25 protein-coding genes are annotated in these 25,938 nt (G+C 60.1%); 17 read left to right on the top strand and 8 right to left on the bottom strand.

Translation table 11 applies throughout. From position 1 onward, the window contains the following. The first annotated feature begins 2 nt into the window (after positions 1 to 2). Complete coding sequence (locus tag EBQ26_RS01255; RefSeq protein WP_122237200.1) at positions 3 to 728, top strand: histidine phosphatase family protein; 726 nt, start codon at positions 3 to 5, stop codon at positions 726 to 728. Between the two features lie 276 nt (positions 729 to 1,004). Here the strand turns inward: EBQ26_RS01255 and EBQ26_RS01250 are convergent. Continuing rightward, a protein-coding gene (locus EBQ26_RS01250) for an IS5 family transposase (protein WP_122237199.1) occupies positions 1,005 to 1,800 on the bottom strand; the annotation gives its coding sequence in 2 pieces (ribosomal slippage) (positions 1,005 to 1,539 and positions 1,538 to 1,800; 798 coding nt in all). Between the two features lie 287 nt (positions 1,801 to 2,087). On the opposite strand from EBQ26_RS01250, the gene EBQ26_RS01245 reads away from it, so the two are divergent. From EBQ26_RS01245 to EBQ26_RS01220, 6 genes are all read left to right on the top strand, one after another. Further along, entirely contained in the window at positions 2,088 to 3,908 is a 1,821-nt protein-coding gene (locus EBQ26_RS01245; RefSeq protein WP_238944050.1) for a hypothetical protein, read from the top strand. A gap of 109 nt (positions 3,909 to 4,017) precedes the next feature. Further along, complete coding sequence (gene rpsO, locus EBQ26_RS01240) at positions 4,018 to 4,284, top strand: 30S ribosomal protein S15 (RefSeq protein WP_122237198.1); 267 nt, start codon at positions 4,018 to 4,020, stop codon at positions 4,282 to 4,284. A gap of 303 nt (positions 4,285 to 4,587) precedes the next feature. Then, a complete protein-coding gene (pnp, locus tag EBQ26_RS01235) occupies positions 4,588 to 6,843 on the top strand; it encodes a polyribonucleotide nucleotidyltransferase (RefSeq protein WP_122237197.1) in 2,256 nt (751 codons plus the stop codon). A gap of 94 nt (positions 6,844 to 6,937) precedes the next feature. Further along, on the top strand, positions 6,938 to 7,711 hold the full coding sequence (gene tpiA, locus EBQ26_RS01230; RefSeq protein ID WP_122237196.1) for a triose-phosphate isomerase: 774 nt from the start codon (positions 6,938 to 6,940) through the stop codon (positions 7,709 to 7,711). 68 nt (positions 7,712 to 7,779) lie between these two features. Next, on the top strand, positions 7,780 to 8,337 hold the full coding sequence (gene secG, locus EBQ26_RS01225) for a preprotein translocase subunit SecG (RefSeq protein WP_122237195.1): 558 nt from the start codon (positions 7,780 to 7,782) through the stop codon (positions 8,335 to 8,337). Positions 8,338 to 8,619: 282 nt separating this feature from the next. Then, positions 8,620 to 9,333: a glutathione S-transferase N-terminal domain-containing protein gene (locus tag EBQ26_RS01220; RefSeq protein WP_122237194.1), complete on the top strand. Its 714-nt coding sequence runs from the start codon at positions 8,620 to 8,622 to the stop codon at positions 9,331 to 9,333. Positions 9,334 to 9,336: 3 nt separating this feature from the next. Here the strand turns inward: EBQ26_RS01220 and EBQ26_RS12805 are convergent, their stop codons facing one another. Continuing rightward, positions 9,337 to 9,489, bottom strand: coding sequence for a hypothetical protein (locus EBQ26_RS12805; protein ID WP_238944049.1), 153 nt, complete (start codon positions 9,487 to 9,489; stop codon positions 9,337 to 9,339). A 42-nt stretch (positions 9,490 to 9,531) separates the two neighbouring features. Next, positions 9,532 to 10,530 carry a type I glyceraldehyde-3-phosphate dehydrogenase gene (gap, locus tag EBQ26_RS01215; protein ID WP_122237193.1) on the bottom strand — a complete coding sequence of 333 codons (999 nt, stop codon included), beginning with the start codon at positions 10,528 to 10,530 and terminating at the stop codon, positions 9,532 to 9,534. 291 nt (positions 10,531 to 10,821) lie between these two features. Between gap and EBQ26_RS01210 the strand changes: the two genes are divergently transcribed. The 5 genes from EBQ26_RS01210 (at position 10,822) to EBQ26_RS01190 (ending at position 14,625) form a co-directional block, all read left to right on the top strand. Continuing rightward, positions 10,822 to 11,250, top strand: a complete 429-nt coding sequence (locus EBQ26_RS01210) for a polyhydroxyalkanoate granule-associated phasin (protein WP_122237192.1) — start codon at positions 10,822 to 10,824, stop codon at positions 11,248 to 11,250. Between the two features lie 205 nt (positions 11,251 to 11,455). Continuing rightward, the gene (gene ribBA, locus EBQ26_RS01205) at positions 11,456 to 12,595 is read left to right on the top strand and encodes a bifunctional 3,4-dihydroxy-2-butanone-4-phosphate synthase/GTP cyclohydrolase II (RefSeq protein WP_122237191.1); all 1,140 of its coding nucleotides are present in this window, start codon (positions 11,456 to 11,458) and stop codon (positions 12,593 to 12,595) included. Between the two features lie 76 nt (positions 12,596 to 12,671). Continuing rightward, positions 12,672 to 13,178, top strand: a complete 507-nt coding sequence (gene ribH, locus EBQ26_RS01200) for a 6,7-dimethyl-8-ribityllumazine synthase (protein WP_122237190.1) — start codon at positions 12,672 to 12,674, stop codon at positions 13,176 to 13,178. A gap of 2 nt (positions 13,179 to 13,180) precedes the next feature. Next, positions 13,181 to 13,741, top strand: coding sequence for a transcription antitermination factor NusB (nusB, locus tag EBQ26_RS01195; RefSeq protein WP_390614156.1), 561 nt, complete (start codon positions 13,181 to 13,183; stop codon positions 13,739 to 13,741). 95 nt (positions 13,742 to 13,836) lie between these two features. Further along, on the top strand, positions 13,837 to 14,625 hold the full coding sequence (locus EBQ26_RS01190) for a tetratricopeptide repeat protein (protein ID WP_147473972.1): 789 nt from the start codon (positions 13,837 to 13,839) through the stop codon (positions 14,623 to 14,625). 182 nt (positions 14,626 to 14,807) lie between these two features. Here EBQ26_RS01190 and argA read toward each other — a convergent pair whose 3' ends face one another. The 4 genes from argA to hrcA all read right to left on the bottom strand — a co-directional run bounded on the left by argA (position 14,808) and on the right by hrcA (position 18,992). After that, a complete protein-coding gene (gene argA, locus EBQ26_RS01185) occupies positions 14,808 to 16,151 on the bottom strand; it encodes an amino-acid N-acetyltransferase (protein WP_122237188.1) in 1,344 nt (447 codons plus the stop codon). A gap of 253 nt (positions 16,152 to 16,404) precedes the next feature. Next, complete coding sequence (locus EBQ26_RS01180; RefSeq protein ID WP_122237187.1) at positions 16,405 to 17,430, bottom strand: patatin-like phospholipase family protein; 1,026 nt, start codon at positions 17,428 to 17,430, stop codon at positions 16,405 to 16,407. Positions 17,431 to 17,541: 111 nt separating this feature from the next. Further along, positions 17,542 to 17,952 carry a DUF4870 family protein gene (locus EBQ26_RS01175; protein ID WP_122237186.1) on the bottom strand — a complete coding sequence of 137 codons (411 nt, stop codon included), beginning with the start codon at positions 17,950 to 17,952 and terminating at the stop codon, positions 17,542 to 17,544. An 11-nt stretch (positions 17,953 to 17,963) separates the two neighbouring features. Then, positions 17,964 to 18,992: a heat-inducible transcriptional repressor HrcA gene (hrcA, locus tag EBQ26_RS01170; RefSeq protein WP_122237185.1), complete on the bottom strand. Its 1,029-nt coding sequence runs from the start codon at positions 18,990 to 18,992 to the stop codon at positions 17,964 to 17,966. A gap of 334 nt (positions 18,993 to 19,326) precedes the next feature. On the opposite strand from hrcA, the gene EBQ26_RS01165 reads away from it, so the two are divergent. Continuing rightward, complete coding sequence (locus EBQ26_RS01165; protein WP_122237184.1) at positions 19,327 to 20,844, top strand: mannose-1-phosphate guanylyltransferase/mannose-6-phosphate isomerase; 1,518 nt, start codon at positions 19,327 to 19,329, stop codon at positions 20,842 to 20,844. 136 nt (positions 20,845 to 20,980) lie between these two features. Here the strand turns inward: EBQ26_RS01165 and EBQ26_RS01160 are convergent, their stop codons facing one another. Continuing rightward, positions 20,981 to 22,456, bottom strand: coding sequence for a M23 family metallopeptidase (locus EBQ26_RS01160; protein WP_238944048.1), 1,476 nt, complete (start codon positions 22,454 to 22,456; stop codon positions 20,981 to 20,983). 369 nt (positions 22,457 to 22,825) lie between these two features. Between EBQ26_RS01160 and tyrS the strand changes: the two genes are divergently transcribed. From tyrS to EBQ26_RS01140, 4 genes are all read left to right on the top strand, one after another. Further along, positions 22,826 to 24,031: a tyrosine--tRNA ligase gene (tyrS, locus tag EBQ26_RS01155; protein WP_390614154.1), complete on the top strand. Its 1,206-nt coding sequence runs from the start codon at positions 22,826 to 22,828 to the stop codon at positions 24,029 to 24,031. A 260-nt stretch (positions 24,032 to 24,291) separates the two neighbouring features. Beyond that, on the top strand, positions 24,292 to 24,654 hold the full coding sequence (locus EBQ26_RS01150; protein ID WP_122237182.1) for a roadblock/LC7 domain-containing protein: 363 nt from the start codon (positions 24,292 to 24,294) through the stop codon (positions 24,652 to 24,654). 12 nt (positions 24,655 to 24,666) lie between these two features. Continuing rightward, positions 24,667 to 25,158, top strand: a complete 492-nt coding sequence (locus EBQ26_RS01145) for a PAS domain-containing protein (protein ID WP_122237181.1) — start codon at positions 24,667 to 24,669, stop codon at positions 25,156 to 25,158. 1 nt (position 25,159) lies between these two features. Then, positions 25,160 to 25,909 (top strand): phosphate/phosphite/phosphonate ABC transporter substrate-binding protein, encoded by a 750-nt coding sequence (locus EBQ26_RS01140; RefSeq protein WP_122237180.1) that lies wholly within the window; start codon positions 25,160 to 25,162, stop codon positions 25,907 to 25,909. Positions 25,910 to 25,938 lie beyond the last annotated feature (29 nt).

The raw sequence follows: 25,938 nt of genomic DNA, 5'->3' as shown, positions 1-25,938 counted from the left end.
CCATGCCCACCCAAGATGTATCGCATGCCCACGTCGTGCCCGCCCCGCACGCCAGCACCCGCCTGACCCTCATCCGCCACGGCGAAACGGCGTGGAACCAGGATCGGCGCATCCAGGGCCATACCGATGTGCCGCTCAACCCCCAGGGCCTGGCCCAGGCCCAGTGCATGGCCCAGGCGCTGGCCGACAGCGATATCGACGCCATCTACAGCAGCGACCTGGCCCGCGCGTGGCAAACCGCCCAGGCGCTGCACCAGCGCAGCCACAAGCCTTTGCAGGCCCATGCAGGCCTGCGCGAGCGCCACTTTGGCCGCTGGCAAGGCCTGACGCTGGAGGCCCTGCGCACGCAAGCGCCGGAGCAGGCCCAGGCCTTTCACGCCCGCGATCCGCACTACCAGCCGCCCGAGGGTGAAAGCCTGCTGCAATTGCAGGCGCGTGTGCTGGCTGCCATCGCCACCCTGGCCGCCGCGCACCTGGGCGGGCACATCGCCATCGTCAGCCACGGCGGCGTGCTCGATACGCTGTATCGCCAGGCGACGGGCTTGCCCTTGGATGCCCCGCGCACGTGGGCGATCGACAACACCTCCATCCACCGCATGCTGTGGACGCCCCAGCATCTGCGCCTGCTGGCCTGGGGCGATGTAGGGCATTTGCAGGCCCTGCCAACGCCGCCGCGCCATGCCGCATCGGGCGAGCAAGCGGCGCTCGTGGCGGGGCAAGCTATTTAGAGCGTGTTATGCACTTTTCGCCCCCCGCGAGAGCGCCCCGGCGTGTGCAGTGCAAGGCGCCGTCCCCGCCGCAGCCTGGCGGGCTGCAAGGGGACGGCAACGCCGCAATGCGCATGCTGGGGCGCTCTCCCTTCGGGCTGGCCCCAAAACCATGCACTCGCCGCGTTGGCCCGCTTACCAAGGCAGCCAGCCTTGGCGGCGCGCCGCCTTGCGATTACACGGTTTTGGGGCCAGCGCGGGGGAGCGCAAAGTGCATAACACGCTCTAAGAGCCTGTTCAAAATCTTTTTAGGATAAGCGCCAGGAAAGCCAAGTGGATGAACTGCAAGCTGGTATTGAGCAGGCGCTCGCAGTTCTTCCACAAGCGTCTGTTCTTGTCCAGCCAGGCAAAGCTGCGCTCCACAACCCAGCGCTTGGGCATCACCTTGAAGGTGTGCAACTGGCTGCGCTTGGCAATCTGCACATTGACGTGCGCTCCCAAAATGGCTTGCACGCCCTGTGCAAAAGGCTTGCCCACGTAGCCACTGTCACACAGCAAACTTTGTACGCGCTTGAGTGCGGGGCTACAACGCATGAGCGCCTGTAGCGCGCCTTGGCGATCCGTCACATTGGCTGTGGTCACAGCAATGGCGTGAGGCAGACCTTGGGTATCGACCGCGATGTGACGTTTGATACCCGAGACTTTCTTGCCTGCGTCATAGCCTTTGTGGCGGGCGGTGTCACTGCCCTTGACGCTCTGTGCGTCCACGATCAAGAAGGCGCTGCATGCGTTGCGCGCCTGTTTCTCGCGGGCCGCGCCAACTTGATTTTTTTAAAGCCTGCTGCAGCAAGCTGGTGCCTTGTTCATTGGGCTGGCTCCAGATCTGGAAGTAGGCGTGTACGGTGCGCCATTTGGGAAAGTCACTCGGCAGAGCTCTCCATTGGCAACCTGTGCGCAGCAGGTACAGCACGGCGCAGAACACCTCATACAGATCCACCGTGCGCGGGCGGGTGCTTTTGCGCGCGCTCTCCAGCAAAGGGCGCACATGCTCAAATTGCTCTGGGCTGATGTCGCTTGGGTATTTCGCTCTCATGCAACGAGCATAAACAAATTGGCAAAAAGATTTTGAACAGGTTCTAAGGCATGCTGCGCATGTGTTGCGCTCGATGGATAAAAATTATCAATCAATAGGAAATAAAATCATGTTATTTTGGCATGATAGTAAATAAATTATTTTTCTATTGATTTATAAATTCTTTTTTCCTGATGGCCCGGGGCGGCGGTTGAAGCAGGGCTCTAAAAGCGCTCCCGCTGCGGTGCGAACACCAGTCCATAATCGCCCGCTTTCTTTTCTCCCGCCCCTTTGCATTGCTGATCGCCGTGAACGCCCCGCGCCGCCCATCCCCCGCCATCGTCAGCCAAAACGCCGTGCGCACGCTCCCGCGCCCGGCCTTGTGGGGGCTGGTTCTGGTTTATGTCTGTGCAGGCTTTCTGGGGCGCCACCCCTGGAAAAGCGAGGACATGGCGGCCTATGGCTACATGCAAGCCCTGGCGCAAGGCCATACAAGCTGGCTGGAGCCGCAGTTGCTCGGCCAGGCGTTGGAGCCAGCAGGCGCTTTGTTGCCCGTATGGCTGGGGGCGTGGGCCTTGCTGCTAAGCCCGGCCTGGGCCGATCCGCAACTCGTTGTGCGCCTGCCCTTCATGGCCTTGATGTGGCTGGGCTTTGCGGCGACCTGGCACGCCACGTACGCCCTGGCCCGCCGCCCGCAAGCGCAGCCCGTGCCATTTGCCTTCGGGGGCGAGGCGCATCCTGTGGATTACGCCCGCGCCATTGCCGATGGCAGCGTGCTGGCGCTGGTGGCGTGTTTTGGCCTGGTGCAGTTTTCGCATGAGACGACGGCCAGCGTGGTGCAACTGTTTGGCGGCAGTGCGGTTTTTCTGGCGCTGGCCGCCCACCAGCGCGGCGCAGGGGCCTATGCAGTGGGCGCTTTGGGCGCGGCCGTGCTGGCGTTGAGCGGGGCGTTTTTCTGGATGTTGTCGGTATGTGCCACGCTGGCGCTGGGGTGGCTGGCGGTGCAACGCCAGCCGCCTCGGCGCTGGCTGCCTGTGCTGGGGCTGTTGGCGCTGTCGGGATTGGCCGCCGCCGCGTGGCAGGGCGCCACGCCCGGTTGGCCTCTGGCGTGGCCCGCGTTTGACAGGGCGTATTGGCAAAGCACGGCGCGCGTTTTGATCTGGTTCGGGTGGCCAGCCTGGCCCTTGGTGTGCTGGGCGCTGTACCGCTGGCGCAAGCATGTTTTCACGCGCAAGCCGAGCTGGCATTTGGCCTTGCCGCTGGTTTTTTTGTTGGTGACGCTGGCCTGGGCGCTGTGCGCCGCAGGGGCCGCGCGCGACCGCATGCTGTTTTTAAGCCTGCCCATGGCGGCGACGCTGGCGGCGTTTGCGCTGCCGACCATGCGGCGCACGGTGTCCTCGCTCATCGATTGGTTCACGATGCTGTTTTTTACCGCGTGCGGGCTGGCCATCTGGGTGATCTGGATGGCCACGCAAACGGGCTTTCCTGCCAAGCCCGCCGCCAATGTGGCCAAGCTGGCGCCCGAGTACGTGCCCGTGTTCTCCCCCTGGTTGCTGGCGTTGGCCTTGCTGGCGACGCTGGTTTGGCTGGCGGTGGTGGTATGGCGTACGGGGCGGCACCGCGCCGCGCTGTGGAAAAGCCTGGTGCTGCCCGCAGGGGGCGCAACTTGGTGCCTGGTGCTGGTGATGACGCTGTGGCTGCCCATGCTCGATTACGGCCGCAGCTATCAGCCGCAGATTGAAAAAATGCGCGCGCACCTGCCCGAAGGTTTGGATGCGCCAGCCACGGCCCAAAGCCTGGCCCGGGGCGATTGCATTTGGCCGTATGGCCTTTCGCGCGCGCAGTTGGCGGCATTCAAGATGCAGGCCGCCTGGCCCTTGCTGGCGTTGCCTCAACAGGGCGTGGCAGCAGGTGAGAAGGCACAGCAAGCCTGCCGCTGGAGCATGGTGGCGGCTGCGCGACTGTCTGCGGTGCAGCCTGCTTTACAGGCGGCGGGCTGGCGGCCGTTGGCCCGTGTGGAGCGCCCGACGGGCGATGAAGCCATCGTGCTCTTCGTGCCTGCGGGCAGTGCGGCGCTACCTGCCTTGGAGGCGGATGGCGGGCGGTACGGCAACGCATTCAAGCTATAATCCGCCGTTTTTCACGCCGCGACCCTTTCCAGTTGCGGCGCATGTGCAACGATGCGCCTATTCGTGAGTGATTCATGGCGGGCGCAGTCTTATCCAGGAAGCTCTCATCATGATTACATCGACCGCTAAAGCAGAGGTCATCAAGAACAACGCCCGTGCCGCCAACGACACAGGCAGCCCTGAAGTGCAGGTGGCTTTGCTCACTGCGCGCATCAACGAACTCACCCCCCACTTCAAGCAACACGCCAAGGACCACCACGGCCGCCGTGGCCTGCTGCGTATGGTCAGCCGCCGCCGCAAGCTGCTGGACTACCTCAAGCGCAAGGATGCCGACCGTTACACCGCTTTGATCGCCAAGCTCGGTCTGCGTAAATAAGCTGCGTGAAGCTGCGCGCATGACAATGCAAGCGCCTGGGTTTGCCAAGGGCGTATCCCTGTAAAGGGGTGCTCCTGGCGCTCAGGCGTTTTGCATGTTGGCGCAGGCGTTACGCCGTGTTGTGAGATTGGGTTGCGGGTGTGTGCCGTTGTTTTGTTGCAGAGCGAAGCTGTGTCATTCCAACATGCCCTTGGTTGTTTGATGCGACCAAGGCCATGCTGGAATGGCATCGTGTTCTGTTGCAAATCTCGGCTTGATGCAGGCTTCGCGCCCTGTTTTATGTGAGTGAAAGGAACACCGAATATGTCTATCTTCAATAAAGTCGTTAAGGAATTTCAATGGGGCGACCACAAGGTCGTCATGGAGACGGGTGAGATCGCCCGCCAGGCCACAGGCGCGGTGCTGGTCAATATCGAGGACACCGTGGTGTTGGCCACAGTGGTGGCCAGCAAGCAAGCCAAACCCGGGCAGGATTTCTTCCCACTGACGGTGGATTACATCGAAAAAACCTATGCCGCAGGCAAGATCCCCGGCAGCTTTTTCAAACGCGAGGCCAAGCCCAGCGAGTTGGAGACCTTGACCTCCCGCCTGATCGACCGCCCTATCCGTCCGCTGTTTCCCGAAGGGTTCTACAACGAGGTGCATGTGGTCGTGCACACGCTGTCGCTGAATCCGGAGGTGGATGCCGACATTGCGGCCATGATCGCCGTGAGCGCGGCGCTGGGTATTTCGGGCATTCCTTTCAATGGCCCCATTGGTGCAGCGCGCGTGGGCTATATCAACGGCCAGTACGTGCTCAACCCGGGCAAGACGGCGCGCAAGAACAGCCGCCTGGATCTGGTTGTGGCCGGCACGGAAAGCGCTGTGCTGATGGTGGAATCGGAAGCCGATCAGCTCAGCGAAGACGTGATGCTGGGCGCCGTGGTGTTTGGTCATGAGCAAGGCAAGGTCGCTATCGAAGCCATTCACGAGCTGATCCGCGATGCCGGCAAGCCCGTCTGGGATTGGCAGGCGCCGGAAAAAGACCACGCCTTCATCGCCAAGGTGGGCGAGCTGGGCGGCGAAGGTCTGCGTGCAGCCTACCAAATCCGCTCCAAACAAGAGCGTGTGCAGGCCACGCGCGCCGTTTATGCGCAAGTGAAAGAAGCCTTGGGTGCTGAAGGTGTGGAGTTCGACGAAGTCCACGTCGATAACATTCTTTTTGATATGGAAGCGGCTATCGTGCGCGGCCAAATCCTCAATGGCGAGCCGCGCATCGACGGGCGTGATACGCGCACGGTGCGTCCCATTGAAATCCGCAACAGCGTGCTGCCGCGTGCGCACGGCTCCAGCCTGTTTACGCGTGGCGAAACGCAGGCTTTGGTCGTAACCACGCTGGGCACGGACCGCGACGCCCAGCGCATCGACGCCCTGGCCGGCGAGTACGAAGAGCGCTTCATGCTCCACTACAACATGCCGCCGTTTGCGACAGGCGAGGCGGGGCGCATGGGTTCGACCAAGCGCCGCGAAATTGGTCATGGTCGCCTGGCCAAGCGCGCGCTGGAAGCCGTGCTGCCCTCGCGCGATGAGTTCCCCTACGTCATGCGCGTGGTGTCGGAAATCACCGAGTCCAACGGCTCATCCTCCATGGCCTCCGTGTGCGGCGGCTGCCTCTCCTTGATGGATGCGGGCGTGCCGCTCAAAGCCCATGTGGCTGGTATCGCCATGGGCCTGATCAAAGACGACACCCGTTTTGCCGTGCTGACCGACATCCTGGGCGATGAGGATCACCTGGGCGATATGGATTTCAAGGTTGCAGGCACCACCGCAGGTATCACGGCCTTGCAGATGGATATCAAGATTCAAGGCATTACGCGTGAAATCATGCAAGTGGCCCTGGCGCAAGCGCAAGAAGCGCGCCTGCACATCCTGGGCAAGATGCGTGAATCCATGGGTGAGGCCAAGGCCGATGTTTCCGCCTGGGCGCCCAAGCTCTATACGCTCAAGATCAATCCCGAGAAAATCCGCGACGTAATCGGCAAGGGCGGTGCCACCATCCGCCAGTTGACGGAAGAAACCGGCACCACCATCGATATCGCCGAAGACGGCACCATCACCATCGCTGCGGTTGAGGCGGCACGCGCTGATGAAGCCAAACGCCGAATCGAAGAAATCACGGCTGAAGCTGAAGTTGGCCAGATCTATGAAGGGCCGGTGACCAAAATCCTCGACTTTGGCGCGCTCATCAACATCTTGCCCGGCAAGGATGGTCTGCTGCACATCAGTCAAATCGCCCATGAGCGTGTGGAGAAAGTCAGCGATTACCTGCAAGAAGGGCAGGTCGTGCGCGTGAAGGTGCTGGAGACCGATGACAAGGGCCGCATCAAGCTCTCGATGAAGGCTTTGCTGGAACGGCCTGAGCGTGCCGAGCGGGCAGAGCGTTCAGAACAGCGGGCCGAGCGGGCCGAGAGGGGCGAGCGCCAGGAACGCGGCGAACGTGCAGAACGGCCCGAGCGCGGCGAACGCGCTGAGCGGGGCGAGCCGCCTCGTGTGGACGGCAGCGCCGACTCCCAGGCTTGATCCCCGGCCGCGCCAAGGCAGCCCGCTTGGGCGGCTGTGCTTGGCGCTTCTCATCTTTCCCTAATCGCAACAGCATTCGCAAGAAAGGCAAACCATGGCCCGCAAATTGGTCGCAGGCAACTGGAAGATGAATGGCAGCTTGGATGCCAACAAACGCTTGCTGGACGAAGTGCTGGCCGGTTTGCAGGCCCAGCCGCCGCAATGCGATGTGGCGGTTTGCCCGCCGTTCCCATACTTGGTGCAGGTGCAGGACTGGCAGGATCGCAGCCGCCGCGCCGATGGGCAGGCGCTGTTGTGCTTGGGCGCGCAGGATGTTTCCGCACATGCGAGCGGCGCCTTCACGGGCGACGTTTCGTCCGCCATGCTCCAGGAGTTTGGCGTGGCCTACGTCATCGTGGGCCATTCCGAGCGTCGCAAATACCAAGGTGAGAGCGATGCTGCCGTGGCGCAAAAAGCCCTTGCCGCCCAGAAGGCGGGCATGACCCCCATTGTGTGCCTGGGTGAAACCTTGCCTGAGCGCGACGCTGGCCAGGCATTGGCTGTGGTCGAGCGCCAGTTGCAAGCCGTATTGGCTGTGCCGGAGCTCGATGCCAGCCGCGTAGTGCTTGCCTATGAGCCCGTTTGGGCCATTGGCACGGGCCGCACGGCCACGCCGGAGCAGGCGCAAGAAGTGCATGCAGCGCTGCGCGGCCAGTTGCGCGCCGTGTTGGGCGAGAAGGCTGCGCAGGTGCGCATTCTCTACGGCGGCAGCATGAATCCAGGCAATGCCGCAGAGCTGCTGGCGCAGCCCGATATCGACGGTGGCTTGATTGGCGGTGCAGCGCTCAAGGCGGCGGACTTTTTGGCCATCGTGGCAGCAGCGGGCTGAAGCATTGCGGCTGAGCCTGTCTTTCATCAACCGATTTTCAGTATTTGAGTCAATTCAGAGGTACACACATGCAAATGTCTATGACGGTAGTGCTCATGGTGCAGATCATTGCTGCGCTGGTGATGAGTGGCCTGATTCTGGTGCAGCATGGCAAAGGCGCCGATATGGGCGCCGCATTTGGCAGCGGCAGCGCGGGCAGTTTGTTTGGCGCTTCCGGTAGCGCCAACTTTCTCTCGCGCATGACGGCTGTGGCGGCGACGGTTTTCTTTGCCTCCACCTTGTTGATGGCGTTCATGGCCAGCTCGGGCATGCAGCGCACCCCGGATGAAAGTGGTGGCGCCAGCGTGTTTGACAGCGCCGTGCCGCTCACCGCGCCCCAGCCGGACAATGCTGCGTCGTCGGCCATCCCTGGCGCTGATGGGTCGGTGCTCGCGCCTGTAGCAACGCCCAATGCCAGCACCGCAGAGGCAGAGAAAGCGCCTGCCCAACCACCCGCTGAGCAGCCTGCTGCTGGCGACAAGCCTGCCGAGGCCGCCTCTGCCCAGACAGCGGAGCCGCAAGCTCCCGCAGCGAATACGGCTGATGGCAAACCAGCGGCCGCTGCGGCTGAAGAAGCCAAGCCATAACGCAATCACGAGAAAAGAGGGCGCTTGTGTTTGTGGCGAGCTCCCTCCTTTCCCTACATGGCAGTTTGCTGGCGTGATGGGTGCCGACGCCATGAACAATGGAAAGCACAAATGGCTTGGAGCTTGTTTTCATCGGCCCGCTTTAGGCGGGCCGATTTGCATTCAAGAGACTTCTGCACCAATTGCCCTGCCCATTGGGCCTGTGCGATTTGTGTAAAGTGCCCGTAATGCGCCCTTAATGTGCCCTTTCGCAAGCCTTTTTTCAATTGTGAGGAGTGTTTGATGTCTTCATTTCCAGCGGATTTTCCTATTGCCAAGCAGTGGCCGCCCCAGCATCCGGATCGCATTCAGCTTTATTCATTGGCAACGCCCAATGGCGTGAAAATCTCCATTGCGCTGGAGGAATTGGGCTTGCCTTATGAAGCCCATAAAGTGGATTTTTCCACTCAGGCGCAATTGACGCCGGAGTTTTTATCGCTTAATCCCAATAACAAAATCCCCGCCATGATCGATCCCCACGGCCCGCAGGGGGAGGCGCTGGGGGTTTTTGAAAGCGGGGCCATTTTGATTTACCTGGCAGAAAAAACGGGCCGCTTATTGCCGGCAGAAGGGGCGCTGCGTTATCAGGCGCTGCAATGGCTGATGTGGCAAATGGGCGGGCTGGGGCCGATGTTTGGCCAGTTGGGTTTTTTCCATAAGTTCGCCGGTAGCGAATATGAAGATAAGCGCCCGCGTGATCGTTATGTCAGCGAATCGCGCCGCCTGCTCGGGGTGCTGGATCGCCATTTGCAAGGGCGTGACTGGATGCTGGGGCAAGGCGAAGCTGCTTACAGTGTGGCCGATATTGCCATTTTCCCGTGGGTGAATAATCTCATCGGGTTTTACGAGGCTGGTGAATTGGTGGGCTTCTCCGAGTTCAAGCAGGTGCAGCGCGTGTTAAGCGCATTTTTGCAGCGGCCTGCCGTTCAGCGGGGGTTGAATATACCGCCTCGTTGATTTTCAAATCAAAATAAAAATAATTTGTTTGTCATCATGCCGAAACAGGGTGGTTTTTTTTCTTTTGATTGGTTTTGATGGCGGATGAACAAGAAAACGGCAGCCTTGGGCTGCCGTTTTTGGGGAGATGGAGATAAAAAAGGGCGTGCTGTGCACGCCCTTTTCGATGTTGGCGCTATTGCCAGTCGCTTATCGCAATCACTTGCTGACCACGCGCACCATATCCAGGCATTTGTTGGAGTAGCCCCATTCGTTGTCGTACCAAGCGACGATTTTGACGAAGGTGGAGTCCAGTTGGATGCCGGCATTGGCATCAAAAATGGAGGTGCGGGGATCGCCACGGAAGTCGGTGGCGACGACGGCATCTTCCGTGTAGCCCAGCACGCCTTTGAGCGCGCCTTCGGATTGGGCCTTCATTTCGGCCTTGATGTCTTCGTAGCTGGCGGGGTGTTCCAGCTCGGCGGTCAGATCGACGACGGAGACATCCGAAGTGGGCACGCGGAAGGACATGCCGGTGAGCTTCTTGTTCAGCGAGGGAATCACCACGCCCACCGCCTTGGCCGCGCCAGTGGAGGAGGGGATGATGTTTTCCAGAATGCCGCGACCGCCGCGCCAGTCTTTGGCGGAGGGGCCATCGACGGTTTTTTGCGTTGCCGTGGCGGCATGCACGGTGGTCATCAGGCCGCGCTTGATGCCCCATTTGTCGTGCAGGACTTTGGCCACGGGCGCCAGGCAGTTGGTGGTGCAGCTCGCGTTGGAGATGATGGCCTGGCCGGCATAGGTTTTGCAGTTCACGCCGAAGACGAACATGGGGGTGTCGTCCTTGGACGGGGCGGACATGATGACTTTTTTCGCGCCTGCGTCGATGTGCTTTTGCGCGGTTTCCTTGGTCAGGAACAGGCCGGTCGATTCCAGCACCACATCGGCGCCGATATCGCCCCACTTCAGAGCGGCGGGATCGCGCTCTTGCGTCAGGCGGATTTTCTTGCCGTTGACGATCAGGGTGTTGCCTTCGACGGCGACTTCGCCCTTGAAGCGGCCATGCACACTGTCGTATTGCAGCATGTAGGCCAAATAGTTGGGTTCGAGCAGATCGTTGATGCCGACGACTTCAATGTCGTCAAAGCTTTGCACGGCTGCGCGCAGCACGTTGCGGCCGATGCGGCCAAATCCGTTGATGCCGAGTTTGATGGTCATGGGCTGATTTCCTACAAAGAGGGAAGGGGGAAAGGAAAAGGCCCGGCCACAGTGCCAACAGATCGCCAACACATGGCCGCCGCCAGGGAGAATGCGGCAGCTAGTATAGCGATGAAAAACCGGGCGCAAAGCCGCTGAATTTTAGATGTATGGGAAATGGTTTTTATAGTTTCTGAATTAAATAATGGATTATTTGCATTTTTGGTGTATCGTTTTCCGGATTAAATGGAGAATGGGCGAATGAGGGTGGTTTTTCAAATCACGCTTGGTCATTGATAAAGGAGTGCTGCCATGCAAAAACGGACACAGACGAAAAAAGCCAAGTTGGCGCGACAAACGCAAGAGCTGGCGCAGGCGGCGCCGCAGGTTGTGGCGATGCGCCTGGGGCGCATGATGACGGCCGGGCCTGTGCCGAGCGCGCGCGATCGGCGCGAGTTTCACCGCATGGGGGCGGAAAAGCTGGCGGCGTTCAACGAATCGTGGCAGGCCATGGCGGTGCATAGCCTGGCGCAACAGCAGCAACTGATGACGTGGTGGGCCAGCGCCTGGTGGCAGTGGGTGGCGGGCGGCTGGATGCAGCCTTGGGCAACGCTGGGGCAGCTCTCCACGGGCGCAGGCAAGCAGTTGGAGAAGGCTGCGCTGGAAACCGCCGCGCGGGGCTTGGCGCCCGTGCATCGCCGCGCCACGGCGAATGCGCGCCGTTTGAAGCGTGGCGGTTGATTTTTTCCAAATCAAAGGATAAAAAACGATATTTTTTTGGCATATTTTTCATACATGCAGATTTCCTTTGATTGAAATTTGAAGGCGCAATTGAAAACGGGAGAGAGCTTGGCGCCGCTGGGGGCAATGCCTCCTTGCCCCGGGAGGCGGGTTAGCCTTTGGCTACAATTCGCGCCTTGTTTTAGCCCCATTTCTGCTCTTTGCCATGCCCGTGACCGCTCCCGCGACCGATTTACAGCCCGCTGCCATCTCCCCTATTGAAGACATCATTGACGACATCCGCGCCGGGCGCATGGTCATCCTCGTGGACGAAGAGGACCGTGAGAACGAAGGCGATTTGCTGATCGCAGCCGAGCATGTCACCCCCGAGGCCATCAACTTCATGGCCAAACACGCGCGGGGCCTGATTTGCCTGACGCTCACGCGCGAGCGCTGCGAGCGCCTCAACCTGCCGCCCATGGCCAAGAAAAACGGCACCCGTTTTGACACGGCCTTTACCGTCTCCATCGAAGCGGCCGAGGGCGTGACCACCGGCATCTCCGCCGCTGACCGCGCCCGCACCGTCAGCGTGGCCGTGGCGCCCGATGTGCAGCCCACCGATTTGGTGCAGCCCGGCCATGTGTTCCCCATCCAGGCGGTGGATGGCGGTGTGCTGGTGCGCGCAGGCCATACCGAAGCGGGTTGCGACCTCACGCGCCTGGCGGGCCTGACGCCCGCCAGCGTGATTTGCGAGGTGATGAAGGACGACGGCACGATGGCGCGCCTGCCCGACTTGCAGTTGTTCGCGGCCGCGCACGGCTTGAAGATTGGCACCATTGCCGATTTGATTCAGTACCGCAGCGCGCACGAATCGCTGATCGAGCATGCAGGCAGCCGCCCGATGACAACGCATTGGGGCGAGTTCACCGTGCACATCTTCCGCGACAGCCCCAGCAACGCCCTGCATCTGGCGCTGGTCAAGGGGCAGTGGACGGGGGAGGAAGAAATCCCCGTGCGCGTGCACGAGCCGCTGTCCGTGCTCGACGTGCTCGACGCCCAGCGCGGCATGCACTCCTGGAGCCTGCATGAAAGCCTGCGCTACATCGACCAGCACGGCAAAGGCGTGATGGTGATGCTCAATTGCGGTGAAGACAGCGCCCAACTCCTGGCCCAGCTCGAAGGCCGCGCCGTGCCCAGCCATGCGCCCGCGCGCGGCAATATGGATTTGCGCACCTACGGCATTGGCGCGCAAATCCTGCGCAACCTCGGCGTGGCGCGCATGGCCTTGCTTGGCCAGCCGCGCCGCCTGCCTAGCATGGCAGCGGGCTATCGCCTGGAAGTCACGCGCTTTATCCACAAGGATTGAGCGCAGCTTCAACCCCCTTCACAGCCAGGCCGTGTAGGCCCGGCTTTTTTTGTTCCCCCTATTCAAGGAATCCCTCATGCTCCACGCCAACAAAGGCGCCGCCCCGCAATTGCAGGGCGAAGCCATGCGCATTGCCATCGTGCAGGCGCGCTTCAATGAAGACATCACCAACGCCCTGTATGCCGCCGCCCGCGCCGAGCTGCTGGCTCTGGGCGTGGCCGAAGGTGATATCACCCACGTCACCGTCCCCGGCGCGCTGGAAGTGCCGATCGCGCTGCAAGCCCTGCTGAGCGCAGACGATTACGACGCCGCCATCGCCCTGGGCTGCATCATCCGTGGCGAGACTTATCACTTCGAATTGGTGGCCAATGAATCGGGTGCGGGCGTGACGCGCGTGGGGCTGGATTTGGATATCCCCATTGCCAATGCCATTTTGACGGTGGAAAACCTGGCGCAAGCCCAGGCTCGCCAGGAGGAGAAAGGTCGCGACGCCGCCCGTGTGGCGGTGGAAATGGCCCAGTTGTGCAACGCGGTGTACCTGCAAGCCGCAGAGGCCAACGGCATGGTGGATGGGGGCGTATGAGCATGCCTGCCGATCACCCTGAGCACGCCAACGACGCGGCGGGCTTTGCACCCCAGGCCCCGGGCGAGGCGGGCCAAGCGAACAAAGCGGATATGGACAAAGCCATGCCGCGTGCGCCGCGCACCAGCAGCAAGAAAAGTGCCCGTAGCCGCGCCCGCGAATTCGCCTTGCAGGCGCTGTACCAGCACATCGTGGGCAAGAACGAGGCGCGCGCCATCGATATGTTCACGCGCCAGCTCAGCGGCTTTCACAAAGCCGATTCGGTGCTCTACGACCGGCTGGTGTACGGCTGCATTGATGAGGCCCAGTCGCTGGACGCAGCCATCGAGCCGGTGCTGGACCGCCCGCTGGCCGAAATCTCGCCCATCGAGCGCGCCACCATGTGGCTGGGGGTTTACGAATACCGCCATGAGCTGGACGTGCCGTGGAAGGTCGTCATCAATGAATACGTGGAGCTGGCCAAATCCTTTGGCGGCACGGATGGCCATAAATACGTCAACGCCGTTTTGCACGCCTTGGCGCCGGTGTTGCGCCCAGATGAGTTGGCGGCGCAGCGGGGCTGATTTTTGCAAATCAAGAGAAATGAAAATGGCCTGTTTTGGCAATGTTTTTGATATTTAATTTTTATTTTGATTTATATTTTTGATTTCAAGACATTGTGAAAGCGGGTGCCAATATGCTGACTTGTACCGAAGTGTTCCCAAACTCCTGGCGCATGGACTGCGAGCGCCCAGATCAGGCAGAGCAGGCGTTTGAGGCTGCGATGGAACTATGGGAGGACGGTCAGCGGCGGCAAGCCGAGCAGGCGCTTTGGACTTTGCTCAAGACCTGTCCGGACGACCTTGATGTCTGGCATCAGCTGGGTTTGATGCAGGTTGCGCAAAAGCGCCCGCAGCAAGCCTATCTTTGCTGGCGAGAGGCGGTGCGCCTGGGCCAGGCGGCCTTGCCTCCATCGTTTTCTTGGTTGCGCAGCCGCCTGGAATGGGGTTTTTTTGAAAACCGCGCATTTCTGCGAGCTTGCCACGCGCTGGCCTTGGCGTTGTTGGAGCAAAAGCATGGCGATGGGGCGATGGCGGAAGCGATGGAAATACTCGCTCGCCTGGTATCCGTTTGCCCCAATGACAACTTGGGCGCGCGCTATGTGTTGATGGGATGTTATTTGGAAACCGAAGATTGGCAGGCTGCCGTTGAGTTGAGCCAGCGTTATCCCGAGGATTGTGGGCCGGACATGGCTTATTCCAAAGTAGTGGCGCTGTTGCAGCTTGCTCGGGATGAAGAGGCTGAGCAAAGCCTGCTCCAGGCGCTCCGATATGGGCCGAATGTGGCGGTGGAGCTGTTGAAGTCACGCCACGTGCGCCCCAAAAGAGAGGAACTGTTTGCAGGCTACATGCAAGTGGGCGGAGCCGATGAAGCCTTCGACTACTGGCAGCGTAACAAAATCCATTGAGCCAAGAACTCCAGGGCATTCCAGTTGCTTTCGGCTTGCGTGCAGAAACACGGCATGCAGTCGGTGGCAAAAGAGAAGAGAGGGCAGGCGTAGCCTGCTGTTGCCATCACGGTCCATATGGCTTGCGCCCCCCGACCTTGCTCTTTCTTTTCCATGGTCAGTGCGTGCAGGGCGCGCTCGCATCACAGCTTTTTGACCAGCACGCGGCTTTTGCGATCCCAGTTGTATTTGTCCTTGCGCGCCTGCGGCAGCCAGTCGGGATCGACGGCTTCAAAGCCGCGTTTGATGAACCAGTGCATGGTGCGCGTGGTCAGCACGAAAATGCTTTTCAGCCCCAGCGCGCGGGCGCGCTGCTCAATGCGGCGCAGCAGCTTTTCGCCGTCGCCCTGGCCTTGCACGTGGGGCGAGACGGTGACGGCGGCCATTTCGCCCGTGCTCGCTTCGGGGTAGGGGTAGAGCGCGGCGCAGCCGAAAATCACGCCGTCGTGCTCGATGATGGTGTAGCTGGCGATGTCGCGCTCGATCTCGGTGCGGCTGCGGCGCACCAGCGTGCCGTCGTTTTCAAACGGCTCGATCAGTTGCAGGATGCCGCCCACGTCGTCGGCGGTGGCTTGGCGCACTTCTTCCAGCCGCTCGTCCACCACCATGGTGCCGATGCCGTCGTGCACGTAGATTTCCAGCAGGATGGAGCCATCGACCGCAAAGGGGATGATGTGGCTGCGCTCGACGCCGCCTTCGCAGGCTTTGATGCAGTATTTGAGATAAAAGCCTGCGTCGGTGGGGTGCTCGGCCTCGGGCGTGTTTTGCAGCAGCTCGCGCGCGTCGGCCAGCGTCATTTCGGTGACGATGGGGTTGTCTTCGCCTGGCGCGGCTTGCGGTTTTTCGCGGATGCCGGGCACTTCGCTGACGAAGAGCAGTTTGTCGGCCTTGAGGGCGATGGCAATGGAGCTGGCCACTTCCTCCATCGCCAGGTTAAAGGCCTCGCCCGTGGGCGAGAAGCCAAAGGGCGAGAGCAGCACGATGGAGTCGGTCTCCAGCGCATGGCGCATGCCGTCGACGTCGATTTTGCGCACCTTGCCGGTGTGTTGAAAGTCCACCCCGTCCAGAATGCCCATGGGGCGGGCGGTGATGAAGTTGCCGGAGATGACGCGGATTTTGGAGCCGGCCATGGGCGTGTTGGGCAGGCCCTGGCTGAAGCAGGCTTCGATTTCAAAGCGTAATTGCCCGGCGGCTTCCTGCGCGGCGTCCAGCGCGGCGGGGTCGGTGATGCGGTGGCCTTTGTAGTAGCGCGGTTGGTGGCCTTTGGCCAGCAGTTGCTCGTTGACTTGCGGGCGAAAGCCGTGCACGAGGACGATTTTCAAGCCCATGCTGTGCAGCAGGGCCAGGTCTTGCACCAGGTTTTGCAGCTTGCCTGCGGCAATGGCTTCGCCGCATACGCCGACGACAAAGGTTTGGTTGCGGAATTTGTGGATGTAGGGCGCAACCGAGCGAAACCACGGGACGAAGGTGAAGTTGAAGACGGACATGGGCGTGGCAGGGGGTGGGGGAGAGGTTGAAGTTGCCAAAGCGCATGGCCCGCTTGTGCGGGCCATGCTTGGGGGCGATATTTTGCGGGGTTTGCAGGGGCGCTATGGCGAAACCGCCAGAACGCGGAAGGGATGCTTTTTATCAATCAAAAGGAAATAAATCAACCTTGTTTCGGCATGATAGGCATAAAGCTGTTTTTCCTTTGATTGAATTTTGTGGAGGCGTTCCCGAGCGGCGGGTGGGCACGGCTGCTCACAGTGTGGAGCGCACGCCCAGATCGCCGCGATGGGCGCTCAGCCATTGCTCGGCACAGGCGCGGCCGCCAGCAAAGAGCTTGTGCAAAAAGCCGATGTCGGCGCGCAGCTTGCTGTCGCTGCCAAAGGTTTGCAAAAAGGCGCCGCCGTCGATGCGGTGCATGTGCATGTCTTTGTAGCGCGAGTCGTCCAGGCGGCCTTCGCTCAGCAGGCGACGCACGAATTCAATGGCGCGCAGCTCGGCCAGCAGGCTGGAGTTGAAGGTGACTTCGTTGATGCGCTCCTGGATTTCCGACATGGTTTGGGGCATCGCGCCGGTTTCGATGGGGTTGATTTGCACCAGCAGCACGTCGTCGCTTTTGGTGTTGTAAATCAAGGGGTAGATGGCGGGGTTGCCGGAGTAGCCGCCATCCCAGTAGTGCTCGCCATCAATTTCCACGGCGTTGAAAATTTGGGGCAAGCAGGCCGATGCCATCAGCGCATCGAGCGTGATTTCACTGTCTTGAAAGACTTTGCTGCGCCCGGTGCGCACGTTGGTGGCGCCAATGAACAGGCGCGGCACCAGCCCTTTGCCTTGGTGGCGTGCGATGGCTTGAAAGTCCACGTTTTGCCTGAGCAGGGAGCGCAGCGGGTTGATGTCCATCGGGTTGCTCTGCGCGGGCGTGAGCGAGGGGGCCATGAAGGGCTTGAGCCAGGGCATCCATTGCGCGGCAACGTTGGAAGGGGTGGCGGCAAAAAAGGTGCCCAGCGTGCCGACGGCTTCCCAGAATTTGCGCAAGGCCTTGCGAGCCAGTTCGCAGCCGTGTTGTTGTGCCTGCTCGCGCGGCAGGCCCAGCTCGGCAGCGGCGGCAAAGCCGCTGGCCAGCACGGTGGCATTCATGGCGCCAGCGCTGGTGCCGCTGATGCCGTCAAAGCGCAGGCGCCCATCTTCCAGCAGGGCATCAAGTACGCCCCAGGTGAATGCGCCATGCGAGCCGCCGCCTTGCAGGGCGAGGTTGATGGTGTGCTTTTTCTTTTTGTCCATCTTGTGTTCTCAGGTTGGTAGTGGCGCGCCTCTCCCTCGGCCAGAGGGTGTGGCGCAAAGGTCGTGCCGTTTTTCAGTTCCTCCCAAACGGCACGCGTGCGTGATGCGGAGTTAGGTGCTCTCGACGATCTGCTGCTGGTTCATGGCGATCATGCCTTTGACGATGCGCACCAGAAACCACAGCGAGACGAAGAACCAGGCGATTTTGCCGGGTACGTAAAGCAGCAGGTACAGGGGCGAGGTGAGGGCGTACCAGACGATGGCCCAGCCAACGCTGCGGATACGCCAGTCGAAATGGCTGCACTGCCAGGTGCCCAGGGCGTCGTCGCGCTTGACCAGATCCAGCACCAGCGCCAACAGCAGCAGCACCATGCTGGGCTCCAGCCCAGGCACCACGGCGCAAACGGCCACCGCCAGATGCATGCCATAGCTGATCCAGCTCAGCAGCCGCAGGCCATCGAGGGTTTCCGGGTCGATCTCGCGGGCGGGAATGTCGATGATGGGGTCGTCGTTAGGGGGCATAAGGGCAGGCGTTATTTGGAGCGGCTTAGAGCGTTGGTCAGCAAGCGCGAGGTGATGTCCACGATGTGCACCATGCGCTCGTAGGGCATGCGTGTGGGGCCAATCACGCCCAGCGTGCCGACGATTTGGCCATCGACTTCATAAGGCGCGCTGACGACGGAAAGCTCTGAAACAGGCACGATGTGGCTTTCACCGCCGATGTAGATTTTCACGCCCTGGGCTTGGCCGGTGACGTCGAGCAGTTGCAGGATTTGGCTTTTCTGCTCGAACAGATCGAAGGCGCGGCGGATGCTGTCCATATCGCGGGAGAAATCGCTTACCGCCAGCAGGTTGCGCTCGCCAGAGATGACGACGTCTTGCTGCGCGTCTTCGCCCGCGTCGGCAGGCTCGCCAATGGCCGCTTCCATCAACGAGGCGATTTCGGCGCGCAGGCGGTCGATCTCGCGGCGCAGGCGCTCGCGTACCTGGTCGATGGTCAGCCCGCAGTAGTGGGCGTTGAGGTAATTGCTCGCTTGCTGCAAATGCTCTGGCGCGATGTCGGCATCGGTGAGCACCACCTTGTTTTGCACATTGCCATCGGGCGAGACCAAAATCACCAGCACGCGTTGCGCAGAGAGGCGCAAAAACTCGATATGGTGGAAAACGCTGCTTTTCTGCGGCGCTACGACCACGCCGACGAATTGCGACATGTCCGAGAGCATTTGCGCTGCGTTGGCGATCACGCGCTGGGGCTGATCAGGCGAGAGCTGGGGCGCATGGGGCGTGTGCAGGTGCGCGCCGGGCAGTTGCTCGCGCTGCACCGTCATCAGGCCATCGACGAACAGGCGATAGCCCTTGGGGGTGGGCACGCGCCCTGCTGAAGTGTGGGGGCTGGCAACCAGGCCCAAGTCCTCCAGATCGGCCATGACGTTGCGGATGGTGGCCGCCGAAAGCTCCAGCCCGGAAGACTTGGCAAGCGTGCGCGAGCCCACGGGTTGCCCGTCTTCGATATAGCGTTCGATCAGAGTGGTCAGCAGAACCTTGGCGCGTTCATCCAGCATGCGCAGATTTTATCGATTGCACCATGCGCGCAGGCGCATGCGGCTGGGTGCCGCCGGGTGAGCTTGCACATCAAAGGGTCGTGGCATGGGCCTTCTGCCCAAGCCTATGCATGCCATTTTTTGCTTTGGGAGAGAGGGCGGCGCTGGCAGGAGTTGGTTTTCCAATAAGGAAAAGTAATTTCATTTATGAATTGCCTAAATGCCAATATTTATTTTCCTTTGAAGTATAAAAAATGCTTTGAAGCCAACGCGTGAGTAAGGCGGGCAAGGGCGGCGCGGTGGCAACAGGCGTTATAGTCTGCGGCACTTTTGAGCCAAGTTTTTCGGGTCGTTCATGAACACACTCACCCTGGCCCCTGTCGTCTTGTGTGGCGGCTCGGGCACGCGCCTGTGGCCGCTCTCGCGCGAGGCCTATCCCAAGCAATTCCTGAGCCTTGTGGGCGAGCACAGCATGTTGCAGCAAACGCTGCGGCGGCTGGAGGGGCTTTCGCCGCAAGCTGCGCATGTGCAAGCGCCCATCCTGGTGTGCAACAAAGCGCATCGTTTTCTGGTGGCCAGCCAGTTGCAGGAATGGCTGCAAGCGCAAGGCGCAGGCGCGGCGGCCAGCATCGTGCTGGAGCCTGAAGGGCGCAACACAGCGCCTGCGTTGACGCTGGCGGCGCTCGCGGCCACGCAAGGCAGCGAGGTGGGGGCGCAGCAGACGTGCGATCCCATCTTGCTGGCCATGCCGGCCGATCATGTGATGACGGATCAGGCGGCTTTTTTACGCACCGTCGAGGCCGGCCTGCCCCTGGCTGCGGATGGCGCCATGCTGACTTTCGGCGTAGTGGCGCGCACGCCGGAAACGGGCTACGGCTATATCGAGCGCTCCGACCACGCGCTGGGCGCAGGCCATCACATCGCCAGCTTTACGGAAAAGCCCGATGCGGCCACGGCCGGCCAATACATCGCCAGCGGCCGCTATTACTGGAACAGCGGGCTTTTCATGGTGCGCGCCAGCGTGTGGCTGAAAGCCATTGGCCTGTACCGGCCCGATATCCTGCAAGCCTGCCAGCAGGCGATGGCGCAAGCCCGGCGGGATTTGGATTTCATCCGCCCCGACGAGGCTGCATTTGCTGCCTGCCCCAGCGATTCCATCGACTATGCGGTGATGGAGCGCTTGCCGCGCGACAGCACGGCGGGCGTGCCCGCAGGCGTGCTGGCGCTGGATGCGGGCTGGTCGGATCTGGGCGCTTGGGATTCCCTGTGGGATGTATTGCCGCACGACGCGCAAGGCAATGCCACGCGCGGCAGCGCCTTGCTGGAGTCGTGCAGCGGCACGCTGCTGTTTTCCAGCGGTCGCTTGATTGCCGGCGTGGGCTTGCAGGATGTGGTGGTGGTGGAGACGCCCGATGCCGTGCTGGTGGCGGATAAAAGCCGCGCGCAAGAGGTCAAGAAAATCGTTGGCGCGCTGCGGCAGGGCAGGCAAGCGGGCCAGGGGCTGGCGGATACCCATCGCAAGGTGTACCGGCCCTGGGGCTGGTACGACAGCCTGGACGTTGGCGCGCGCTTTCAAGTCAAGCGCATTGTGGTCAACCCTGGCGCCTCGCTCAGCCTGCAAATGCACCACCATCGCGCGGAGCATTGGGTGGTCGTCAGCGGTACGGCCGAAGTCACCAATGGCGACAAAGTCACGTTGCTGACAGAAAACCAATCCACCTACATCCCCTTGGGCAATGTGCACCGGCTACGCAATCCGGGCAAGGTGCCGCTGGAGATCATCGAAGTGCAATCGGGCAGCTACCTGGGCGAGGACGATATCGTGCGCTTTGAGGACACGTATGGGCGCATCGGTACGCAAGGCGCCTCTTGATTTTCAAATCATAAGAAAAGTCGGCATTTTTCTACGTTGCCGGAATAGGGTTATTTTTTTTCTTTTTGATTTGTAAAAAAGGTCGGATGAAACCGACCTTTTTTGTGCGCAAGGGGTTTGGGGCAGGGCGCCTGCGTTATTCGACGCTGGCTTGCGTCATCAAGGGGGCGTGCTCGAAATTCAGGCGCGCCTCGGCAGCCAGGGCGTCAAAGCGTTCGCGGATTTTCTTGGTGATGGGGGCGGCGGCGGCGCTGCCCTGGGCAATGATTTGCGGGTCTTTGAATTCGCCATGGACGCGGAACTCAAAATGCAAATGCGGCCCGGTGGACATGCCCGTGGAGCCTACGGTGCCGATGAATTGGCCCTGGCTGACCTTGTCGCCCTTTTGCACATCGCGGCGCGTCATGTGGGCATATACGGTGACCTGGCCTTCGCCGTGGTCGATATAGACGACGTTGCCGTAGCTATCGCTCCATTTCGATTCCTGCACCACGCCATCGCCCACGCTGCGGATGGGTGTGCCGGGGCGGGCGGCGTAGTCGATGCCATTGTGGTTGCGCCAAGTCTTTTTGATGGGGTGGAACCGGCTGCCAAAGCTGCTGGAGACACGCGAAAACTCCAGCGGCGATGCCAGAAAGGCGCGGCGCAGGTTGGAGCCATCCAGTGCGTAATATGCCCCTTTGGCGCTTTCGTCTTCCTGGAACCACAGCGCCTGGTAGGCCTTGCCTTTGTTGACGAATTCAGCGCTGAGAACGCGACCGCTGCGCAAAGGTTCGCCGTCGGCTTCCAGCGTTTCGTACACGACGGTGAAGCGATCGCCTTTGCGCAAATCCTTGTGAAAGTCCACATCGGTAGAAAACATTTCAGCGATTTGCACGGCGACGGGATCGGGCAGGTTGACCGCATCGGTGGCGGCGAACAAGGAACTTTGGATTTTCCCTGAGGCCATGCGCACGTTTTTCTTGAGCTGGCCTTTTTCCAGTACGGCGGTGAATTGGCCGTCCTCATCGCGACTGACCACCAGGCGCTGAAAATCCGTGCTGTCGCTATCGGTCACCCAGCGGGCTGTCAGCCGCACCAGCTCATGGTCGGCGTTGGCTTCGGCTGTAACGAAGCGCCCGTTTCTGCCCCAGAGGTTTTTGTGCGCGAGAGGGTTGCGCCGCAGGAACGTGGCAGCGGCAGGATCGCTGATGCCCAGGCGCTCCAGCAGGCCCTCGGCGGTTTCATTGGCCCGCACGCGCGCGCTGCGATAGAGCAGGAAATGGTCTTTCTCCGGCGTGAGGCTAGCCAAGTTGCGGCCAGAGACAAGCGAAGGGATGTCGTGACTGCTCAGCCGCTGAAAGATGGGCTGATCGGTGACTTGCATATTGGCCACGGCGAACGCGCCGCCGCCCAGCAAGGCCAGAAGGCCGGCAGCCAGGTATTTCGAAGTGGAGCGAGAGGGTGCCGATGCAAGTGCAGGAGCGCATTGTTCAGGGGCAAGGACTTCACCTGCCGTATCCGCCGAAGATGCCAATGACGCGGCGGATAGACCATCTGGCGGGGGATCTTTGCTTTCGACCTGGACGATGGGCATTGCTGGATGTTGGGATTCAGGCTGCTCGTAGTTCAAGGGAAAGTCCTAGCAGATGGCCTCAGTTTGCAGGTGTTGGGCATGCGCGCAAACACAATAAAAAGCACTCCCGGCGGGGCGGGAGTGCTCCCTCTTATCAATGTTTTGCGCTTGCCTTTTTATCGCTCCGTTGGCTTGGCCAAAGGGCGATCAATGCAAACTTGGACGAAATCACAAAAAAATGCGGCTATCGCTTATGCAAAGCCTAGGCTTTCATACAATAAGCCCGCAAAAACCTTGGCAGTATAGTCAAAAACGCTTTCCTGCCAAGCAGCTTTACAAAGCTTTGGCCTATATACCCAAAGCTGCATTTTTTTTCGATCAAAACGCCTTCTTATGCCTGCTTCTGAAAATCCCCTATCCCCCGTTATGAGCGACGCCGTGCAGGAGGCCATGCGCGTGACCATGCGGGGCGTTCAGGAGTTGCTGCCGCAGGCAGATTGGTTGCAAAAACTCCAACGTGCCCAAGCGTCGGGCAAGCCGCTGCGCATTAAATTGGGTTTGGACCCTACGGCGCCCGATATCCATTTGGGCCACACAGTCGTGCTCAACAAGATGCGGCAACTGCAGGACTTGGGTCACACGGTCATTTTTCTGATTGGGGATTTCACGGGGCGCATCGGTGATCCATCGGGGCGCAATACGACGCGGCCGCCCTTGACGGCCGAACAAATCGAGGCCAATGCGCAAACTTATTACCAGCAAGCGGGATTAGTGCTGGATCTGGATCGGGCTGAGATTCGCTACAACAGCCAGTGGAATGACAAGCTGAGCGCGACGGACATGATTTCCCTGGCAGCTAAATACACCGTGGCGCGCATGATGGAGCGCGACGACTTCCACAAGCGCTTCCATGCCGGGCAATCCATCAGCATCCATGAATTTCTCTATCCATTGATGCAAGGGTACGACTCGGTGGCGCTGCAGGCGGATTTGGAGCTGGGCGGCACCGATCAAAAGTTCAATTTGCTGATGGGGCGGCATTTGCAGCAGGAATACGGGCAGGAGCCGCAATGCGTGCTGACTATGCCCTTGCTGGTTGGCCTGGATGGAGTGGACAAAATGTCCAAGTCCAAGAACAACTACATTGGCATCACGGAGGATGCCAATAGCATGTTTGCCAAAGTGCTTTCCATCTCGGATGAGCTGATGTGGGATTGGTTTACGCTGCTCTCTTTCCGCTCTTTGGATGCGATTGATGCTTTGAAGAAAGAGGTGGCGCAAGGGCGTAACCCCAAAGAGGCGAAGGTGATGCTGGCCAAAGAAATCACCTCTCGTTTTCACTCTGCGCAGGCTGCAGATGCTGCTGAGCAGGATTTCATCAATCGCAGCAAAGGCGGCGTTCCAGATGACTTGCCTGATGTCGAGTTGAGTGGAGCCCCTTTGGGTGTGGGGCAGGTATTGAAAATGGCGGGCCTGACGGCTTCTACCGGCGAGGCTAATCGCTTGATTGATGGCGCAGGCGTGCGTATTGATGGCGGTGTGGTCAGGGACCGGGCCTTGAAGCTGGAAGCAGGAACTTATGTAGTGCAAGTGGGCAAGCGCAAGTTTGCGCGGGTTCATGTGCGTGGCTAATGTCAGGCTCCAAGGCAATCGAGTATTCAGAGGCGCTACTGGGTTTTGCCCTCTCTTTCGGAAAAGCGGAATGCTGCCTGGCTTGAGAGGGAGCGCTTTTTTGAAGAAGGTAGTAGGGATACTATTTTTTAAAAATTGTTAAATGTTGTATCCCTGAAACATGGACATATTTCATTTGTCTTCAATTTGTATTTAAATGCAACCCCTTTGCGCCACCTTTGGTGCAAGGACTCACAACAACGTTGAAAAGGAACGACCCTATGCGTACAGATATGCTCCAGCAAGTGCTGGAAGAACTTAAAGGCTCGTCTGCTGACGTGGAAGCATCGGCGCTGATCTCTACAGACGGTTTGATGATCGCCTCGGCGCTGCCCCAAGGCATGGACGAGGACCGCGTGGGCGCCATGTCGGCTGCGCTGCTCTCTCTGGGTGATCGCGCAGCGCGTGAGCTGGCGCGCGGCACGCTGGAGCGCGTGTTGCTGCAAGGCGAGCGTGGCTATGTGATCATGAGTTCGGCCGGCAGCGAGGCCGTGCTGACGGTGTTGGCCAAGCAAAACGCCAAATTGGGTCTGTTGTTCTTGGACATCAAGCGTGCCGCCGAGGCGCTGTCTAAGCTCGTGTAAGGGGGGCAAGCTATGGCAATGCCACTTCAGCAGCCCGCAGCAGATGCGGTGCATACGCACGAAATTACGTTTTACGACGGCACGACTCGCACGGTAAAAGTCAGCGACCGGGAAATCCCGTATCCGGAGGGGCGCTTGATTATTTCGCGCACCGATCTCAATGGCATTTTGACGCATGCCAACGATGCGTTTATTGAGCTTTCCGGTTATGAGCGTGAAGAGCTGATTGGTCAGCCGCATTGCATCTTGCGCCACCCTGACATGCCTAAAGCCGCATTCAAGGATTTGTGGGAAACCATGCTGGCAGGCAAGAAATGGCATGGTTACGTCAAAAACTTGCGCAAAGACGGCTCGCATTATTGGGTTTACGCGACAGCCGTTCCCAATAAGCGCGGCGGCCAGGTGGTGGGTTACACCTCTGTGCGTCGCAAGCCTTCGCGCAAGAAAATCGAAGAAATGACGGCTTTGTATAAACAATGGTTGGCTGCTGAAAAGGGAGCATGAAATGACGTTGAACCTATTGATTGCCCCTGATTTTTCGCCAGAGCGTTTTGCTGGCTGGCATATGCTCAATACATTGCTGCAAAAGAAATCGGGTCTGCATTTGCATTTGCTCACACCAGCATCTGCGGCTGAACAAGCCGATCTGATTGCCAAGGGTGATGTGGACATGGTTTATGCCAACCCTTTCGACGCTGCTTCGATGGTGCGTGACTCTGGCTACCAGGCGGTAGCTCGCCCGGTTGGCAAATCCGATGAGATGGTGATCGCAACGGGGGCTGACTCTGCTTTGAATGTGGTGGAAGACCTCAAGCCTGGTTGCAAAATCGCTTTGACGGATAACAAGGATGTCAAGCTCATTGGCTTGCGTTTGCTTGAGCCTGCCGATTTGACGGAAGCCGATGTGCAGTGGCAACTGGTGGAGAACTACCAAGCTGCGGCCCGCTTGGCGATCAAGGGCGAGGTCGATGCCAGCTTCTTCTTGGCGGAGGCCTACCACTCTCTGTCGCGTTTGACAAAAACGCAGCTCAAGCCTTTGATTGAAAGCAAGCTCACGGACATCGTGCATGTGTTCTTGATGAGTGCCAAGGCGATTGAGCATGAAAAGCTGATCCAGGACGCGCTCACGGGCTTGACGGGTACGCCCGATGGCCAGCCCGTATTGGACGAGCTGGGCATCTCTGGCGGCTTTGAAAGCATGACGGCTGAAGATGCCGAGTTCATGATCGATTTGATGGAAACCTTGCTCGATTGAGTCAGGTCATTTCGATCTCGGCCTAAGGC

This window comes from Allofranklinella schreckenbergeri, from assembly GCF_003703475.1.
GTDB lineage: Bacteria > Pseudomonadota > Gammaproteobacteria > Burkholderiales > Burkholderiaceae_C > Lampropedia > Lampropedia schreckenbergeri.
Note: the sequence above shows the minus strand (reverse complement) of the source record. Positions and strands in the feature narration are given on the sequence as shown.